This window comes from Zavarzinia compransoris, from assembly GCF_003173055.1.
GTDB lineage: Bacteria > Pseudomonadota > Alphaproteobacteria > Zavarziniales > Zavarziniaceae > Zavarzinia > Zavarzinia compransoris.
On sequence record NZ_QGLF01000003.1, the window covers coordinates 223,284 to 238,913 of the forward strand.

Annotated in this window: 18 protein-coding genes; 11 read left to right on the plus strand and 7 right to left on the minus strand. The window is 68.6% G+C overall.

Translation table 11 applies throughout. The annotated features are described in order from the left end of the window. The first annotated feature begins 31 nt into the window (after positions 1 to 31). Complete coding sequence (locus tag DKG75_RS11715; protein WP_208112114.1) at positions 32 to 937, plus strand: pyruvate, water dikinase regulatory protein; 906 nt, start codon at positions 32 to 34, stop codon at positions 935 to 937. Here the strand turns inward: DKG75_RS11715 and DKG75_RS11720 are convergent. Continuing rightward, complete coding sequence (locus tag DKG75_RS11720) at positions 924 to 2,027, minus strand: hypothetical protein (RefSeq protein WP_133637013.1); 1,104 nt, start codon at positions 2,025 to 2,027, stop codon at positions 924 to 926. The two genes, DKG75_RS11715 and DKG75_RS11720, sit on opposite strands and share 14 nt — an antisense overlap. A gap of 63 nt (positions 2,028 to 2,090) precedes the next feature. On the opposite strand from DKG75_RS11720, the gene DKG75_RS11725 reads away from it, so the two are divergent. Genes DKG75_RS11725 through dnaQ form a run of 4 tightly spaced genes read left to right on the plus strand, consistent with a single transcriptional unit; the run spans position 2,091 to position 4,885 of the window. Next, positions 2,091 to 2,744, plus strand: a complete 654-nt coding sequence (locus DKG75_RS11725) for a Maf family protein (RefSeq protein ID WP_109921307.1) — start codon at positions 2,091 to 2,093, stop codon at positions 2,742 to 2,744. Further along, on the plus strand, positions 2,741 to 3,580 hold the full coding sequence (locus DKG75_RS11730; protein WP_109921308.1) for a shikimate dehydrogenase: 840 nt from the start codon (positions 2,741 to 2,743) through the stop codon (positions 3,578 to 3,580). The genes DKG75_RS11725 and DKG75_RS11730 overlap by 4 nt, the downstream gene beginning before the upstream one ends. Further along, a complete protein-coding gene (coaE, locus tag DKG75_RS11735; protein WP_109921309.1) occupies positions 3,564 to 4,217 on the plus strand; it encodes a dephospho-CoA kinase in 654 nt (217 codons plus the stop codon). Before DKG75_RS11730 ends, coaE begins: the two co-directional genes overlap by 17 nt. Next, complete coding sequence (gene dnaQ, locus DKG75_RS11740) at positions 4,217 to 4,885, plus strand: DNA polymerase III subunit epsilon (protein WP_109921310.1); 669 nt, start codon at positions 4,217 to 4,219, stop codon at positions 4,883 to 4,885. The genes coaE and dnaQ overlap by 1 nt, the downstream gene beginning before the upstream one ends. On the opposite strand, the gene hemW is transcribed toward dnaQ, so the two are convergent. The 4 genes from hemW to rph are packed head-to-tail and all read right to left on the minus strand — an operon-like array spanning position 4,886 to position 7,725. Beyond that, a complete protein-coding gene (hemW, locus tag DKG75_RS11745; protein WP_208112113.1) occupies positions 4,886 to 6,064 on the minus strand; it encodes a radical SAM family heme chaperone HemW in 1,179 nt (392 codons plus the stop codon). A 6-nt stretch (positions 6,065 to 6,070) separates the two neighbouring features. Then, positions 6,071 to 6,346 (minus strand): hypothetical protein, encoded by a 276-nt coding sequence (locus tag DKG75_RS11750; RefSeq protein WP_109921312.1) that lies wholly within the window; start codon positions 6,344 to 6,346, stop codon positions 6,071 to 6,073. Between the two features lie 57 nt (positions 6,347 to 6,403). Continuing rightward, positions 6,404 to 7,006: an RdgB/HAM1 family non-canonical purine NTP pyrophosphatase gene (rdgB, locus tag DKG75_RS11755; RefSeq protein ID WP_109921313.1), complete on the minus strand. Its 603-nt coding sequence runs from the start codon at positions 7,004 to 7,006 to the stop codon at positions 6,404 to 6,406. Then, the gene (gene rph / locus DKG75_RS11760) at positions 7,006 to 7,725 is read right to left on the minus strand and encodes a ribonuclease PH (RefSeq protein WP_109921314.1); all 720 of its coding nucleotides are present in this window, start codon (positions 7,723 to 7,725) and stop codon (positions 7,006 to 7,008) included. The genes rdgB and rph overlap by 1 nt, the downstream gene beginning before the upstream one ends. 130 nt (positions 7,726 to 7,855) lie before the next feature. On the opposite strand from rph, the gene DKG75_RS11765 reads away from it, so the two are divergent. Next, positions 7,856 to 8,302: a DUF29 domain-containing protein gene (locus DKG75_RS11765; RefSeq protein WP_109921315.1), complete on the plus strand. Its 447-nt coding sequence runs from the start codon at positions 7,856 to 7,858 to the stop codon at positions 8,300 to 8,302. A gap of 9 nt (positions 8,303 to 8,311) precedes the next feature. Here DKG75_RS11765 and DKG75_RS11770 read toward each other — a convergent pair whose 3' ends face one another. Together DKG75_RS11770 and DKG75_RS11775 are read right to left on the minus strand one after the other, a co-directional pair. Beyond that, positions 8,312 to 9,268, minus strand: coding sequence for a TAXI family TRAP transporter solute-binding subunit (locus DKG75_RS11770; RefSeq protein WP_109921316.1), 957 nt, complete (start codon positions 9,266 to 9,268; stop codon positions 8,312 to 8,314). Between the two features lie 76 nt (positions 9,269 to 9,344). Beyond that, a complete protein-coding gene (locus DKG75_RS11775) occupies positions 9,345 to 9,563 on the minus strand; it encodes an FtsB/FtsL family cell division protein (protein WP_109921317.1) in 219 nt (72 codons plus the stop codon). 169 nt (positions 9,564 to 9,732) lie between these two features. On the opposite strand from DKG75_RS11775, the gene hrcA reads away from it, so the two are divergent. The 5 genes from hrcA to DKG75_RS11800 all read left to right on the plus strand — a co-directional run bounded on the left by hrcA (position 9,733) and on the right by DKG75_RS11800 (position 15,441). Beyond that, positions 9,733 to 10,767, plus strand: coding sequence for a heat-inducible transcriptional repressor HrcA (gene hrcA, locus DKG75_RS11780; RefSeq protein WP_109921318.1), 1,035 nt, complete (start codon positions 9,733 to 9,735; stop codon positions 10,765 to 10,767). A 17-nt stretch (positions 10,768 to 10,784) separates the two neighbouring features. Beyond that, the gene (grpE, locus tag DKG75_RS11785; RefSeq protein WP_109921319.1) at positions 10,785 to 11,360 is read left to right on the plus strand and encodes a nucleotide exchange factor GrpE; all 576 of its coding nucleotides are present in this window, start codon (positions 10,785 to 10,787) and stop codon (positions 11,358 to 11,360) included. A 104-nt stretch (positions 11,361 to 11,464) separates the two neighbouring features. Further along, positions 11,465 to 11,965, plus strand: a complete 501-nt coding sequence (locus tag DKG75_RS11790; RefSeq protein ID WP_133637011.1) for a DUF2946 family protein — start codon at positions 11,465 to 11,467, stop codon at positions 11,963 to 11,965. A 66-nt stretch (positions 11,966 to 12,031) separates the two neighbouring features. Further along, positions 12,032 to 13,390: a PepSY-associated TM helix domain-containing protein gene (locus tag DKG75_RS11795; protein WP_109921321.1), complete on the plus strand. Its 1,359-nt coding sequence runs from the start codon at positions 12,032 to 12,034 to the stop codon at positions 13,388 to 13,390. A 14-nt stretch (positions 13,391 to 13,404) separates the two neighbouring features. Beyond that, positions 13,405 to 15,441, plus strand: coding sequence for a TonB-dependent receptor family protein (locus tag DKG75_RS11800; RefSeq protein WP_109921322.1), 2,037 nt, complete (start codon positions 13,405 to 13,407; stop codon positions 15,439 to 15,441). The last annotated feature ends 189 nt before the right edge of the window (positions 15,442 to 15,630 follow it).

A 15,630-nucleotide genomic window follows, 5' to 3' on the forward strand; every position in this document is an offset into this window, starting at 1 on the left:
ACAATTTGCCCCTCAAGGGAGTTTCATGGTGATGACCGAGCCGGTTGAATCCGCCGATGCCGAAGCCTGCGGCGAAAAGCCCGAGTCTTCCCCTCTCTCCCCGTTATTCACAGGCGAGGGGACGCGGCGCCTGCATCTCTATCTGGTCTCGGATGCGACCGGCGAAACCCTATCCTCGGTGGCCAAGGCGGCTTTGTCGCAATTTCCGGACGTGGCCGCGGTCCAGCACGTCAGCTTCATGGCCCGCAGCCGGAACCAGATCGAACGCGCCCTGGACATGGCGGCCTCGACCGGCGGCCTGATCCTGTTCACCCTGGTGAACATCGAATTGCGCAACGCCATGGAGGAAGGCGCCCTTGCCCGCCATGTCCCGGTGATCAACGTCCTCGACCCGATCATCCAGAACCTGGCCGCTTATCTCGGCACGCCGGCCCGGCCCATGCCCGGGCGCCAGCATGCCCTGGACGCCGATTACTTCCGCCGTATCGAGGCGATGAATTTCACCCTGGCCCAGGACGACGGCCAGAATCCCCAGGGCCTGATGGAAGCGGATGTCATCCTGCTCGGCGTGTCGCGGACCTCGAAGACGCCGACCGCGGTCTATCTCGCCAATCGCGGCATCAAGACCGCCAATGTGCCGGTGGTGCCGGGCCTGCCCCTGCCGGAAATCCTGTTCGAGCTGACCGGGCCCCTGATCGTCGGCCTCACCACCTCGCCGGAACGGCTGGTGCAGATCCGCCGCCACCGCATGCTGCTGCTCGGCCAGAACGAGACGACGGATTATATCGATCTCGAGGCGATCAACCGGGAATTGACCGAAGCCCGCCGTCTCTTCGTCAAGCAGGGCTGGCCGGTGATCGACGTCTCGCGCCGCTCGATCGAGGAAACGTCGGCGGCGATCCTCAACCTCTATTACGACCGCCTCAACCTGATGTGAGCGGGCTGCGGCGCCTTGCCCAGGTGATGGGCAATTCCTCGGGCAGGGCGTCCAGGTGGCCGCGGTCGAGGTCGAACAGCGTATCGAGCGCATCGTCCAGATTGTCCTGGTCGACGGTCGGGACCTTGACCACCCATTCGCGGGCGATCTCCAGCCAGGGCTGGCGCAGCAGGCGGTCGGCATCGCTGCGGCCGCGGCCGCGGGCGGGCGCCGCCCGGACGAAATCGACCCGATAGATGACGATGGCCGAACCGCGCTCGTCGGTCGCCAGGGTATAGGCGCCGAGATCCTCGACGCCGGCGGCGGCGGCCGCCTGGTGCAATTGTTCCTCGCCCTCCCGATCCAGGCGCATCACCATGTATTGGGTGATCGTCTCGCCCTCGTCGAGGATGGTGATGCGGCAATCGTCCTGGTTGGCCAGCAGCACGGTAAAGCGCATGCCGGTCTTGCCCAGCATCTGGGCGGCCATGGCCGCCGCCGACTTCCGGCCCGAGGCATTGCCGGGAAAGCCGTAGTATTCGTAATATTTGGCTTCCAGCGCGTCGGCGTAATCCTCGCCGCGCTCGAACAGGCGGCGCTCGATATAGCCAAGCTCGGCCGCCAGTTCCCGGATCGCATTGTCGGTCAGGCGCTCGATCTTCACATGGACGTGGGACAGGGTGATCGGGCCTTGCGCCGCCTGCGGTTCCGCCAGCACGGCATAGTCGATCGGCATCAGCCGGCGCAGCAGGGCCTTGCTGTCGGGTTCGGACGGCCTCAGCGTCAGGGGATCGAAATTGTCCGCCGTCACCCCGGGGCACAGGCCGGCCAGGTTCTGCGGCGTCACCCGGTTCGATTTCCGCACCCGGAAATGGCGGATCAAGGCGCGCGGCAGCGGCTGTTCCAGCAGGATGACGAAGGCGGTGCGCTGGTGGCGGTGCTCGGTCCGGGGCAGGGCGGTGCCCGGCACGATATTGGCCTTGGCGATGAAGGGATAGGCCTTGCGGGCCAGCATGAAGGCGTAATAGCTCTCGGTCAGGGAATAGCCGAGCAGGAATTTCGTCAGTTGCCGGCGCGCCTGGGTAAAATCGTCCGGCGGCCTGATGAACATGGTGATCGCTTCGGCGAGTGCCGCCCCGTTGCAAGGTCGATTGAAACTGGCCATAGAGATAGCATGTCGACTCCAGCCTCCCCAAGTCCCGAAACCGCCGCCGCGCCGGTCCTGCCCGCCGGGCGGGCGATCGTGCTCGCCTCCGGCAGCCTGACCCGGCGCCGCATGTTCGAGGCCGCGGGCATCCCGGTCGCCATCGATCCCCCCAATGTCGACGAGGCGGAGCTGAAGCGGTCGATGCTGGCCGAACGCGTCGCCCCGCGCGACATGGCCGATTTCCTGGCCGAATTGAAGGCGATGAAAGTCTCGCAGCGCTGGCGCGGCGCTCTCGTCATCGGTGCCGACCAGATCCTGGTCCAGAACGGCGTGGTCTTCGACAAGCCGGCGGACATGGCCCATGCCCGGGCCCATCTCCAGGCTTTCCGCGGGCGCGCCCATGAATTGATCTCGGCCGTGGTGATCTGCGAGAACGGCGCCCCGGTCTGGCGCCACATCGCCAGCGCCACCCTGGAGATGCGGCCCTATACGGACGACTTCATCGACGCCTATCTCGCCGCGGCGGGGGAGGTCGTGCTGTCCTCGGTCGGCGCCTATCAGGTCGAGGGGCTGGGGCTGCAACTCTTCAACCGCATCGCCGGCGATCATTTCACCATCCAGGGCCTGCCCCTGCTGGCGGTTCTCGATTATCTGCGCATCAGGGGCGCGCTCGGCACATGATGATTTCCGGCAAGGCGAGGCTGGCGGGCGTGATGGGCTGGCCGGTCGGCCATTCCCGCTCGCCCCGGCTGCATGGCTATTGGCTCGAGAAGCACGGCATCGACGGCGCCTATCTGCCCCTGGCCGTCCGCCCGGATGACTTGCAGGACGCGCTGCGCGCCCTGCCCAAGCTGGGCTTTCGCGGCTGCAACCTGACCGTGCCCCACAAGGAGGCGGCGATGCGGATCGTCGACCGGGTGGATGAAACGGCGCGGCGCATCGGCGCCATCAACACCGTGATCGTCGAGGACGACGGCACGCTGAGCGGGCGCAACACCGATGCGCCCGGCTTCATCGCCAACCTGCTCCAGGGCGCGCCGGGCCTTGCCCTGGACGGGGCGAGCGCCTTCGTGCTCGGTGCCGGCGGTGCCGCGCGGGGGGTCATCGCCGGGCTGATCGAGGCCGGCGTGGTCGAGATCAAGCTGGCCAACCGCAGCCCGGACAAGACCAATGCCCTGGTCCGCGCCTTCGAGCCCTATGTCGTGCCCGTGCCCTGGGACGAGCGGGCCGACCGGCTGGACGACATCGATCTCCTGGTCAATACCACCAGCCTCGGCATGCAGGGCCAGCCGGCCCTGGACCTGCCGCTGGACGGCCTGGCGGAGGCGGCGGTGGTCACCGATATCGTCTATGCCCCCCTCGAGACCGATCTCCTGGCCCGGGCGAAGGCCCGGGGCAACCGGACGGTCGATGGCCTCGGCATGTTGCTGCATCAGGCCGTGCCGGGCTTTGCCGCTTGGTTCGGGCTGGTGCCCGAAGTGACGGAGGAATTGCGCCGCCATGTCCTCGCCCGTTGAACCCGGCCGGGGCCGGCCGCTCATCCTCGCCCTTACCGGCTCGATCGGCATGGGCAAGAGCGAGACATCGAAGATGTTCCGCGACCTGGGCATCCCGGTCTATGACGCCGATGCCGCGGTGCATGGTCTTTATGCCGCGGGCGGCCGGGCGGTCGGGCCGATCGGCGAGATCTTTCCCGCGGTGGTGCGCGACGGCGCCGTCGACCGCGCCTTGCTATCGCGCGAAATCGCCGGCGACCCGGGGGCATGGAAAAAGCTGGAAGCGGTGATCCATCCCCTGGTCGCCCAGGTGCAGCGCGATTTTCTGGTGGCGGAAATCGACCGGGGCACGGCCCTCGTGGTGCTCGACATTCCCCTGCTGTTCGAAACCGGCGGCCAGCACCGGGCGGATTATGTCGCCGTGGTCTCGGCCCCGGCCGAGGTGCAGCGCCGGCGGGTGCTGGAGCGGCCGGGCATGAGTGCCGAAAAACTCGACGAGATCCTGTCGCGCCAGGTGCCGGACGGCGACAAGCGAGCGCAGGCCGATTTCGTCATCCCGACCGACCAGGGGCTGGAGGTCGCGCGCGGCCATGTCCGGCGCGTGGTCGAGACCCTGCTGGGCGACCCCCCGCCAAAGCGCGACGAAAGGCTGGCCTGATGCGGGAAATCGTTCTCGACACCGAAACCACGGGCTTCGAGTTCAACAATGGCGACCGCATCGTCGAAATCGGCTGCGTCGAATTGATGAACCATGTCCCGACCGGGCGGACCTATCAGGTCTATGTCAACCCGGAACGGGAAATGTCGGAAGGGGCGCGCAACGTCACCGGCCTGACCGACGAATTCCTGGCCGACAAGCCGCTGTTCGCCGCCGTCGCCGATGATTTCCTGGCCTTCATCGGCGATGCCCCCTTCGTCATCCATAATGCCGCCTTCGACATCGGCTTCCTGAATGCCGAACTGGCCCGCCTGGGGCGCGAAGGTTTCCCGATGGAACGGGCGACCGATACGGTGCTGATCGCCCGCCGCAAGTTCCCCGGCGCGCCGGCCAGCCTGGATGCGCTGTGCAAGCGCTTCGACGTCGACCTGTCGAAGCGCGGCAAGCACGGCGCCCTGCTCGACTGCGAATTGCTGGCGGCGGTCTATCTCGAACTGGTGGGCGGCCGTCAGCAGGGTTTCTCGCTCACCCGCAGCAGCCTGGCCCGGGCCGGGGCGCGCGAACGCGAGATCCGCCCGCCCCGCCCGCACGAGCCGACGGCCGAGGAAGCGGCCGCCCATGCCGCCATGATCGGCGAAATCAAGAACGCCCTCTGGACCGCGGATTGATCAGGCGAGCAATTCGCCGAGCAGGGTATTGAGCACGGCCCGGCCCGCGGCCGTGGCGCTCAGGCGGCCGTCGGCCAGGGTCAGGAAGCCGCCGGCGGCCAGCCGTTCCAGCCGCGCCGGCGCGATCAGCCGGGCGAAGGGCGCGTTTCCCAGCCGTTCCAGCCGGTCGACCGGCACGCCTTCGGTCAGGCGCAGGCCCATCATCACCGCTTCGTCGACCCGGGCGGCAGTATCGAGGTCGTGGCGGAATTCGGTGCCGTCGCCGGTTTCGCGCACGTGGTCCGCCCAGGTTTCGGGCTTTCGCCAGGCGCTGGTCGCGATCGCCCGGCCATCGTCCAGGGTCAGGCGGCCGTGGGCGCCCGGGCCGATGCCGGCATAATCGCCATAGCGCCAATAGGTCAGGTTGTGCCGGCTTTCGTTGCCCGGCCTGGCGTGGTTCGAGATTTCATAGGCCGGCAGGCCGGCGTCGTTCAGCAGGGCCTGGGTCTGTTCGAACAAGGCGGCCTGGGCCTCTTCGTCGAGGGGGGCCCAGTCGCCGCGGCGGACGGCGGCGTGGAAGGCCGTGCCCTCCTCGATGGTCAGTTGATAGAGCGAGAGGTGGTCGGGCCCGAAATCGAGGGCGCGGCGCAATTCCTCGCCCCAGCGTGCCGGCGTCTGGCCGGGCCGGGCATAGATCAGGTCGAAGGAGACCCGGGGGAAGATCGCCCGCGCGGTGGCGACGGCCTGAAGCGCCTCCGCCGCCGAATGCTGCCGGCCCAGGAAGCGGAGATCGCCCTCCGCCAGCGACTGCACGCCGAGGCTGGCCCGGTTAACCCCGGCGGCGCGGAAATCGCCGAGGCGCCCGGCCTCGACCGAGGTCGGATTGGCTTCGAGCGTGATCTCGATATCGGCGGCGAAGCGCCAGGCCCTGGCCGCCGCCGCGATCACCGCCGCGACCGTCGCCGGGTCCATCAGGGACGGTGTGCCGCCGCCGAAGAAGATCGAGGTCAGCACCCGCCCGGGGGCGAGGGCGGCGACCCGCGCCACTTCCGCCGTCAGGGCCGCCGCCCAGGCACCATGGTCGACGCTGTCGCGGACATGGCTGTTGAAGTCGCAGTAGGGACACTTCGACTTGCAGAATGGCCAATGGACGTAAAGCGCCATTGTGCCGGGATCGCCGGCACGGATCGTTTCGCTCATCCCCGCCTATTGGACTGCCGGGGCCGGCACGTCAATGGGGGTTGAGACGGGGGCTTCGGATGCGCCGTCAAAGGCGACGGCATAGCATTCGACGATCGTATCGAGATTGCGGTCCGGCCCCTTGAACTGAAGGGCCAGGGTGGTCTCGGCATTATGGGGCCCGAGGCGGACGAGGGCCGCCCGGCAGGGATGGATCTCCTCGGTCGCGAGGTAGAAATAGCCATGGACCGCAAGCCCGGCGAGGACCAGCAGCGAAAGAAGGAAATTCACCAGTCTGCCCATAGCCCGCCCCCCAGCGGTATCGTTGTCGGACCAGGGTAGGGGGACGGGCGGGCGGTTTCAATCCTTCAGGCTGTCGACCAATTGGCGGAAGGCGATGGCGCGATGGCTGATCGCGTGTTTCGCCGCCGGCTCCATCTCGCCGAAGGTGATCTCCGCGCCCTCGGCCTGGAACACCGGGTCGTAACCGAAGCCGTTACGGCCGCGCGGCGGCCAGACCAGGGTACCGTGAACCTCGCCGACGAAAGTGGTGCAGCGGCCGTCCGGCTGCGCCAGCGCCAGGGCGCAGGTGAACCAGGCCCGGCGCTGCGCCGGCAGCAGCGCAGCCTTTTCCCGCAGCAGGGTTTCGATCCGGTCCATGGCGACGGCGAAATCCTTGCCCGGGCCGGCCCAGCGCGCGGAATAGATCCCGGGATCGCCGCCCAGCGCCTCGACCGAAAGGCCCGAATCGTCGGCCAGCGCCGGCAGGCCGGCGGCAAGGGCTGCGGCCCGCGCCTTCAGTTCGGCATTGCCGGCGAAGGTGGTTTCGGTTTCTTCCGGCTCGGGCAGGTTCAGGCTGCCGGCGGAGACCGGGGTGATGCCGAAGGGGGCGAGGAGATCGCCGATCTCCCGCACCTTGCCCTCATTGTGGCTGGCGACCACCAGCCGGCCCGAGAGTTTCATCAGAACAGCCCGAGCGCCGTGCGCTGATAGGCGGTCAGGCGGGCGATGCCGCCCTGGGCGAGGGCGAAGAGATTGGCGAATTCCTCGGCGCTGAAGGGGGCGCCTTCCGCCGTGCCCTGGATCTCGACGATCTGGCCGGTGCCGGTCAGGACGAAATTGGCGTCCGCCCCGGCCGAACTGTCCTCGGTGTAATCGAGGTCGAGCAGGGCCTCGCCCTTGACGATGCCGCAGGAAACCGCCGCGACCTCGGTCCGGATCGGGTTTTCCTTGAGCGTGCCCTTGTTCATCAGCCCTTCGATCGCCTGGTAGAGTGCCACATAGGCCCCGGTGACCGAGGCCGTGCGGGTGCCGCCGTCGGCCTGGATCACGTCGCAGTCGATCTTGATCGAGACTTCGCCCAGTTTTTCGAGGTCGATGGCGGCGCGGAGCGCGCGGCCGATCAGGCGCTGGATTTCCTGGGTGCGGCCGGTCTGCTTGCCCTTGGCCGCCTCGCGGTCGTTCCGGCTGTGGGTGGCGCGGGGCAGCATGCCGTATTCGGCGGTCACCCAGCCCCGGCCCTGGCCGCGCAGCCAGGACGGCACCTTCTCGTCGATCGAGGCGGTGCAGAGCACATGAGTGTCGCCGAAACGCACGAAGCACGAGCCTTCGGCGTGTTTGGAAAAACCGGGCTCGAGGCTGATGGGCCGCAGCTGGTCGGCCTGGCGGCCATGGGCGCGCATGAGAATTCCCCTTTGAGAATGGTTCCGGCCGCCCTTTTAAAGCCAATCGCCGGATTTATGAAAAGGCAAATCGCGCCGGCCGGAATGACAGTCCGGGCGAAATTCGCTAGGCTTCGGGCCGGAGACAGCGATGACCGGAAAGTCCCGCCTTTACGAAGAGGATTTCTACGCCTGGGCCAACGAACAGGCGGCGCTGCTGCGCGCCGGCCGGCTGGCGGCGGCCGATATCGAGCATATCGCCGAGGAAATCGAAAGCATGGGCAAGGCCGAAAAGCGCGAATTGATCAGCCGCCTGGCGGTCCTTCTCCTGCATCTCCTGAAATGGCGCTTCCAGCCGGCCTTGCAGGGCGCGTCGTGGCGGACGACGATCCTCAATCAGCGCGACGATCTCGCCGACCTTCTGGCGGATAATCCGAGCCTCAGGGCGCAGGTCGACGACAGCCTGCAGCGGGCCTACAGGAAGGCGCGGCGCACTGCCGGCCTGGAGACCGGCCTTGCGGAAGAAAGTTTTCCGCCCGCCTGCCCGTGGTCGTTCGATCAGATCATCGATCCGGCGTTCTGGCCGGCGGGCGATTGAGCCTTTCTCTTACTTGATCAGGCCGGCCTTGCGGTAGAAGGCTTCGGCGCCCGGGTGCAGCGGCACCGTGAGGCCGAGAAGGGCGGTTTCCGGGCGGATCGCCCGGGCCTGGGCGTGGCCGGCGTCGAGCACGGCGCGGGCCTGATCGGACCAGAGCGCCTCCGTCAGCCGCTCGATCAATTCGGCCGGCTGGTCTTCCCCGGTCAGCCACAGGGCGCGGACGGCCACCGTCTCCACCGCGTCGAGCCGGGGATAGGTGTTCACCGGAATGCGCGCCGGGGTGAAGAAGGCATTGTCCGCCAGCAGCCGGTTCACCCCCGGCCCGGCGATCGGGGCCAGGGCGATCTCGCCCAGCTTGCGGCCGGCCAGCATGGCGATCGCCTCGCTCGGGAAGCCGCCGACGAAGAAGAAACCGTCCAGCTGCCCGTCGCCCACCAGCTGGGCGGCGAGGTCGGGCTTGTAATATTCGGCGACGAAGTCGCGCTCGTTGAAGCCATGGGCGTCCAGGATCAGGCGGACGTCGGCCAGCGTGCCCGAGCCCGGCTCGTCGATCGAGACATGCTTGCCGCGCAGCGTGTCGATGCCGGTGATGCCGCTGTCACGGCGCACGACGAGGTGGACCGTCTCCGGGTAAAGGGCGGCGATGGCGCGCAGGCCCGGGCGCGGCCCCCTGGCGTCATAGGCGCCGGTGCCGGTGATCGCCCAATGGGCGACATCCGCCTGGACGAGGCCCGATTCGACCGTGCCGTTGCTGATCGCCTCGACATTGGCGACGGAACCGTTCGAGGCGATGGCGGAAACGACGAGGTCCGGCGGCCGGCTGGCGGCGGCGGCCAGCGCATGGCCGACCGGAAAATAAGTCCCGGTCTCGCCGGCGGTGGCGATCCGGAAATATTGCGTTTCCGCTGCGGCCGGCGCCGCTGCCGCCAGCAGCAGGCCGGTAACGAGACCGATCAATCCGCGCATGCCGTTCCCCCTCGGCGCCATTCCCCGCCCCGATGGTCGCAGGCCCCGGGGCGGGGATCAACAGCGCTCCGCAGCTTCAGGACGGGCGGCCCCGAAGGTCGGCGATTTCGCCGCGCAGAACGTCGATTTCCGCCTGCTGGCGGGCGTTTTCCTGGCGCAGCGCGGCGATGGTGCGGCCGGCATCGGCCAGCACGGGGGTGGCGCGGCCGCCGCCGGCGCGGCGCAGGATCGGGCTCAGCGCCCGGGCCTTCGCTTCGTTGGATCGCTGGCGGGCCAGCAGGCTCCAATAATCCATGGCGTTCTCCTTTCACTCTTGTCGTTGTGGAGAGGTCAGCCCCGTTTTATTGGGCGCCCGTTCCGCCGGCTTGTCCACCCTCGAGGGCCGGGCACCCTCAAGGCGAGCGATTGACGGGCCGCGGCAGGCTTCCTACATTGCACCTGCGTAAAGCATCAGGAATGACGGCATGATCCAGGAGTTGAACGAGCGTTCACGCCAGATCTTCCGCACCATCGTCGAGTCCTATCTCGAGACGGGGGAGCCGGTCGGTTCGCGCACCTTGTCGCAGCGCCTCGGCATCACCCTGTCGCCGGCCTCGATCCGCAACGTGATGCAGGATCTCGAACAGGCCGGCCTGCTCTATTCCCCCCATGCCTCGGCCGGGCGGATGCCGACCCAGGCGGGCCTGCGCATCTTCGTCGACAGTTTTCTCGAACTGGGCAACCTGACCGAGGACGAGCGCCGCTCGATCGAAGCCCATGGCGCCGCCGCCGGCCGCTCGGTCGAAGACCTGCTGACCGAGGCGACCAAGCAATTGTCCGGCCTGTCGCAATGCGCCGGCCTCGTCATCGTGCCGAAGTCGGACCGTTCGCTGTCCCATGTCGAATTCGTCCACCTCGGCCCGGGGCGGGCGCTGGCCGTCCTCGTCGGCCAGGACGGCTCGGTCGAGAACCGGATCGTCGACGTGCCGGCGGGCCTGACGCCCTCGGCCTTGCAGGCGGCGTCGAACTATATGTCGGCGCGCCTCGGCGGCCGCACCATGGCCGAGGGGCGGACGCGCATCCTGCACGAGATCGAGGACCGCAAGGCGGAACTGGACCTGCTTGCCGCCAAGGTGGTCGAAGCCGGGCTCGCCACCTGGTCGGGCGAGGACGAGCGCAACATGCTGATCGTTTCCGGCCGCGCCCGCCTGCTCGACGATCTCACGGTGCTTGCGGATCTCGAGCGGGTCAGGCAATTGTTCGACGACCTTGAAAGCAAGCGTGACGTTCTCCAACTGTTGGAACTGGCGCAGGACGCCGATGGGGTGCGCATCTTCATCGGCTCGGAGAACAAGCTGTTCAGCCTGTCCGGCTCGTCCCTGATCGTGGCGCCCTTCAAGCGCCAGGAGGAACGGATCGTGGGCATGATCGGCGTGATCGCGCCGACAAGGGTGAATTACGGGCGGGTCGTGCCCATGGTGGATTACACCGCCAGGATGCTCGGCCGCCTGATCAGTTGACGTTAAGTGGACCCGAAATGACCGAGACCGAACATCCCGAAACCGTCGTGACCGAAACCGCCGCCGAGGCGCCGGCCGCCCCGGAAGCCGGCCCCACGGTCGAAACCCTCCAGGCGGAGGTCGCCGACCTGAAGGACCGCCTGCTGCGCGCCTTCGCCGAGACCGAGAACCTGCGCCGCCGCACCGAGCGCGAGCGCGAGGATACGGCGAAATACGCCGTGACCAAGCTCGCCCGCGACCTGACCGGCGTCGCCGACAACCTGCGCCGCGCGATCGAGGCGGTGCCGGGCGACGCCCGCGCCGAGGGCGGGGCCCTGGCCGGCCTGCTCGACGGCATCGGCATGACCGAGCGCGAATTGCTCGCCGCCTTCGAAAAGGCCGGCATCACCCGCATCGCCCCGGCGCTGGGCGAGAAGGCCGATCCCAACAAGCACGAGGTGCTGTTCGAGGCGCCGGGCACCGGCCAGCCGGGCGGCGCCATCATCCAGGTCATCCAGACCGGCTACCAGATCCACGACCGCCTGCTGCGCGCGGCCAAGGTCGGCGTCGCCAAGGCCGAATCTGTCGCACCCGTGGTCGATCAGACCGCTTGACCTGAACGGTTCCGATCCGCAAAAGCTGGATCGATCGCGCGGAAAGCGCGGCGGTCCGGCAGGCGGTCTCGACGATCGTCCGTGCCGGCAGGGCAGGGGCGGCAATGACCATCGGGATGCGGACAGGACGGTTGCGCCGGCGCGCTTCGCGCCGCACTTCCCTGTCCGGCACGATCCTCGCCTTTCTTGCCGTTCTCGCCCTTGTCCTGCTGCCGTCGGTGCAGGCGGCGGCCATGGCCCGCCATGGCGGCACGACGCCACCCCCGACGGCGGCGCCGGTCGCCGGGGCCGACCAGATCTCGGTCGTGATCTGCACCCTCTATGGCTACAAGGTTGTCAGCCTTGCCGATCTTCTGGCCGGGGAGAAGGGCTCCCCCGGCCGGGACGAGGGCGGCAAGCCGCAGGCGCCGGCGGCCGACCGTTCCTGCGCCCTGTGCCCGGCCATGCCGCACCAGGCCCTGGCCGCGCCGCCCGAACCCCTGTTCCAGCCGCCGGTGCCGGTCGCGGTCGCCGCCGGCCCCTGGCTGGCGATCGCCGGCCGCATCGTGCCCGCCGGCCCGCCCGAGCGCCGGCAAGCCCGCGCCCCGCCCGTCCTCCTGGCCTGACGTCACCCGTTTCCCCGTGACTGCGCGGGCCGGCGTGCCGGCCTGCGCCCTGCCAGGACGATACTCATGACCCTTTCTGCTGCCGATCGGGCCGCGGGCGCCATGCCCCGCGCCCGCCTCGGGACTTTCTACCGCGCCGTCTGGCGCTGGCACTTCTATGCCGGGCTGTTCGCCCTGCCGTTTCTGATCGCGCTGGCGCTGACCGGCGGCCTCTACCTGTTCAAGGACGAGATCGAGCTTGCCCGCCACCGCGACCTGCTCGTGGTCGCGCCGCCGGCCTGGGCGCTGCCCGCCGACCGATTGATCGCCGCCGCCGTCGAAGCCGTTCCCGGCCGGGCGGTGAAGCTGGTCGCCCCGGCCGCGTCCGACCGCAGCATCGATATCGTGGTCGACGACGAGGCCGGGGTCCGCCGCTCGGTCTATGTCGATCCGGGCACAGGCAAGGTGCTGGGCAGCATTCCCCAGGACGAGAAACTGGCCCAGGTGCTGCGCCGGATCCATTCCCTGGCCATTCTCGGCGACGGGCCCAACCGGGTGATCGAGATCGTCGCCGGCTGGGCGGTGATCCTGGTCGTCACCGGCATCTACCTGTGGTGGCCGCGCGGCCGGCGGGGCGGTGTCGTCACCATCCGCGAAACCCCGGGCAAGCGGGTGTTCTGGCGCGACCTCCATGCCGTCACCGGCATCGTCGCCGGCGGCTTCGTGCTGTTCCTGGCGGTGACCGGCCTGCCCTGGTCGGGCTTTCTCGGCGACCGGCTGAATGCGGAGATCAATGCCCGGGGTGCCGGCTATCCGGCCTATCTCTGGGACGCGGCACCGGAATCGAGCATTCCCCTCGGTGCGGTCACCGAAGCGGGCTGGACCCTCGAAGGCAGCCCGGTGCCGTCCTCCGCCGTCTCCGGCCATCCGGCGCTTTCGGTCGAACGGGCGCTGGAGGCGGTCCGGGCCACCGGCATCGCCCCGGGCTTCACCCTGGCCCTGCCGCAAGGGGCGGTCGGGGTCTATACCGCCTCGGTCTTCCCCGACGACATCACCCGCCAGCGCGCGGTCCATGTCGATCAATATTCGGGCCTGGTGCTGGCCGATGTCGGCTTCGCCGATTACGGCGCCGGGGCGAAGGCGATCGAATGGGGCATCAATGTCCATCTCGGCCAGGAATTCGGGCCGCTGAACCAGATGCTGATGCTGCTCGCCTGCATCGCCATCGTGGTCATGAGCCTGGCCGCCGCCGTCATGTGGTGGAAGCGCCGGCCGGCCCGGTCCTTCGGCGTGCCGCCGGTCCCGGGCAACGGGGTGATGGCGGGGGCCAGCGCCCTCATCCTCGTCCTCTCTCTTCTGTTTCCGCTGACGGCCGCGAGCCTGCTCGCCGTCGCCGCCCTCGAATTCATCGTGCGCCTGCTGCGCCGCGGCACTGCCCGCGCCTGATGAAAGGCCATCCCATGCCGAAGATCCGTTTCGCCCTCGTCTCCCTGCCGGCCCTGCTCGCCGCCCTGCCGGCGGCGGCCCAGGACGTCCTGCCCACCGTCTCGGTTTCCGCCGGGGCCGTCTCCCTGACCGCGCCCGATGCGGCGGCGGCGGCCGGGATCATCGCCCGCACCCCCGGCGCCGCCGCGGTCGTTCCGGCCGAAGACTATGCCGATACGCCGGCCGCCACCCTGAAGGATATCTTCGATTACGAGCCGGGCGTTTTCGTCCAGCCGAAATGGGGCGGCGATGCCCGCTTCTCGATCCGGGGCAGCGGCCTGTCGCGCAATTTCCACCTGCGCGGCATCCAGCTGTTCCAGGACGGCATCCCCATGATCTTCGCCGACGGCAGCGGCGACGCCCAGGAAATCGACCCCACCGCCTATGATCATGTCGAGGTCTGGAAGGGCGGCAACGGCCTGCGCTACGGCGCCAATTCGACCGGCGGCGCGGTCAATTTCGTCACCCCGAGCGGCCATGACGCCAGCCTTATCTCCGGCCGGGCGGTGATCGGCAGCGACGGTTTCCGCCAGCTGCAACTGGCCAGCGGCACGGCCAGCGGCGCGGTCGACGTCCATGCCACCGGCTCCTGGCTGCAGGACGACGGTTTTCGCGACCATGCGGACGGCGAGTCCTTCCGCGGCTCGGCCAACCTCGGCTGGCGCCTCTCGCCCCGGGCCGAGACCCGCTTCTATGTGAACGCCAGCGACATCGAGCAATATATCCCGGGTTCGGTCGGCAAGGCGGCGGCGCTGAACCGCCCGAGGACCGCGGCCGCCGGCAACCTGACCCAGGATTACCAGCGCAATATCGAAGCGCTGCGCTTCGCCAACAAGACGACCGTGATCCTGGGCGAAACCAGCCTCGAGGTGGGCTTCTATGCTTCGGAAAAGCAGCTCGTCCACCCGATCTACCAGTATCTGGACTATAAATACCGGGATCAGGGCCTTTTCGCCCGGGTGGAGAACGAGGGCCGGATCTTCGGCCACGACAACCGCCTGACGCTCGGCCTCAGCGTCGCCGGCGGCCGCCTGGACAATGCCCAGTACCAGAACCTGCCGGGCGCCCGTCAGGGCGCGCTGCTGTCGAAGGCCAAGGACAAGGCCGAGACCACCAGCCTCTATGTCGAAAACGCCTTCGACGTGGTGCCCGGGCTCGCCCTCGTCATCGGCGGCCAATACATCAGGGCCTCGCGCGAGCGGGAGGCGATCTTCAACACCGCCGGCGGCGATATCGACCTCGACGCCTTCAACCCGAAGCTCGGCCTGCTCTTCGATATCTCGGCCGGGTGGCAGGTCTTCGCCAATGTGACCAAAGCGACCGAAATGCCGAGCTTCGGCGAATTGAATTTCGCCCAGGCCGCGCTTTCGAACACCAGGCCGCAGACCGCGCTGACCTATGAGATCGGTACCAGGGGCGCCACCGCCGACCACGAATGGGATATCACCCTCTATCACAGCCGGCTGCGCCGCGAATTCCTGTTCGAGGACCTGGGCGGCGGCCTCGTCGCCGTCGCCAATGCCGACCGCACCCTCCACCAGGGCCTGGAGGCGGGCTTCGGCCTGACGGTGGCGAAGGCCCTTTTCGTCGAGGGCGATCAGGCGGACCGGGTCTGGCTGCGGGGCGCCTATACGTTCAGCGACTTCCGCTTCGACGGCGACCGCGTGTTCGGCGACAATGAATTGCCGGGCGCGCCCCGGCACATGCTGCGGGCCGAACTGCTGTACCGGAACCCGGCGGGCTATGCCTTCGGGCCGAATGTCGAATGGGTGCCGGAAGCCTATTACGTCGACAATGCCAACCGGACGGAAACCGCATCCTATGCCCTGCTCGGCTTCAGCGCCGGCTATGACCTGTCGCGGCATGTCTCCCTCTTCTTCGAGGGCCGGAACCTTCTGGACGAGGCCTATATCGCCAGCGCCAGCACCGGCAATACGGCGACCGACGCCTCGGCCGTGTTCGAGCCGGGCAGCGGCCGCGCCCTCTTCCTCGGCGCCCATTTCAACTGGTAGGCGGGGCCTGGGGAACCGCCCCCGGGCAACCGGCCCCGGGGGCGGATTTTTTTGCCGGCAGGGGATTAGACCCCCTCACGGGCCGTTGCGGCGCGCAAATCAGGGCCCTATATAAGCCACAGCGCGCGAGGGGGCATTGCCGGTCCCCCGCGCCCCGTTTCAGAACCCAGGGGGTGTCGCCGGTGCCGT

Bases quoted from the DNA above. Each gene is read 5' to 3' on its own strand.
- DKG75_RS11775 (WP_109921317.1), bottom strand. From the start codon at position 9,563: ATGGATTATTGGAGCCTGCTGGCCCGCCAGCGATCCAACGAAGCGAAG.
- dnaQ (WP_109921310.1), top strand. From the start codon at position 4,217: ATGCGGGAAATCGTTCTCGACACCGAAACCACGGGCTTCGAGTTCAAC.
- DKG75_RS11730 (WP_109921308.1), top strand. From the start codon at position 2,741: ATGATGATTTCCGGCAAGGCGAGGCTGGCGGGCGTGATGGGCTGGCCG.
- rdgB (WP_109921313.1), bottom strand. From the start codon at position 7,006: ATGAAACTCTCGGGCCGGCTGGTGGTCGCCAGCCACAATGAGGGCAAG.
- DKG75_RS11765 (WP_109921315.1), top strand. From the start codon at position 7,856: ATGACCGGAAAGTCCCGCCTTTACGAAGAGGATTTCTACGCCTGGGCC.
- DKG75_RS11770 (WP_109921316.1), bottom strand. From the start codon at position 9,268: ATGCGCGGATTGATCGGTCTCGTTACCGGCCTGCTGCTGGCGGCAGCG.
- rph (WP_109921314.1), bottom strand. From the start codon at position 7,725: ATGCGCGCCCATGGCCGCCAGGCCGACCAGCTGCGGCCCATCAGCCTC.
- DKG75_RS11800 (WP_109921322.1), top strand. From the start codon at position 13,405: ATGCCGAAGATCCGTTTCGCCCTCGTCTCCCTGCCGGCCCTGCTCGCC.
- DKG75_RS11795 (WP_109921321.1), top strand. From the start codon at position 12,032: ATGACCCTTTCTGCTGCCGATCGGGCCGCGGGCGCCATGCCCCGCGCC.
- hemW (WP_208112113.1), bottom strand. From the start codon at position 6,064: ATGAGCGAAACGATCCGTGCCGGCGATCCCGGCACAATGGCGCTTTAC.
- DKG75_RS11790 (WP_133637011.1), top strand. From the start codon at position 11,465: ATGACCATCGGGATGCGGACAGGACGGTTGCGCCGGCGCGCTTCGCGC.
- DKG75_RS11720 (WP_133637013.1), bottom strand. From the start codon at position 2,027: ATGTTCATCAGGCCGCCGGACGATTTTACCCAGGCGCGCCGGCAACTG.
- coaE (WP_109921309.1), top strand. From the start codon at position 3,564: ATGTCCTCGCCCGTTGAACCCGGCCGGGGCCGGCCGCTCATCCTCGCC.
- DKG75_RS11750 (WP_109921312.1), bottom strand. From the start codon at position 6,346: ATGGGCAGACTGGTGAATTTCCTTCTTTCGCTGCTGGTCCTCGCCGGG.
- grpE (WP_109921319.1), top strand. From the start codon at position 10,785: ATGACCGAGACCGAACATCCCGAAACCGTCGTGACCGAAACCGCCGCC.
- DKG75_RS11715 (WP_208112114.1), top strand. From the start codon at position 32: ATGACCGAGCCGGTTGAATCCGCCGATGCCGAAGCCTGCGGCGAAAAG.
- hrcA (WP_109921318.1), top strand. From the start codon at position 9,733: ATGATCCAGGAGTTGAACGAGCGTTCACGCCAGATCTTCCGCACCATC.
- DKG75_RS11725 (WP_109921307.1), top strand. From the start codon at position 2,091: ATGTCGACTCCAGCCTCCCCAAGTCCCGAAACCGCCGCCGCGCCGGTC.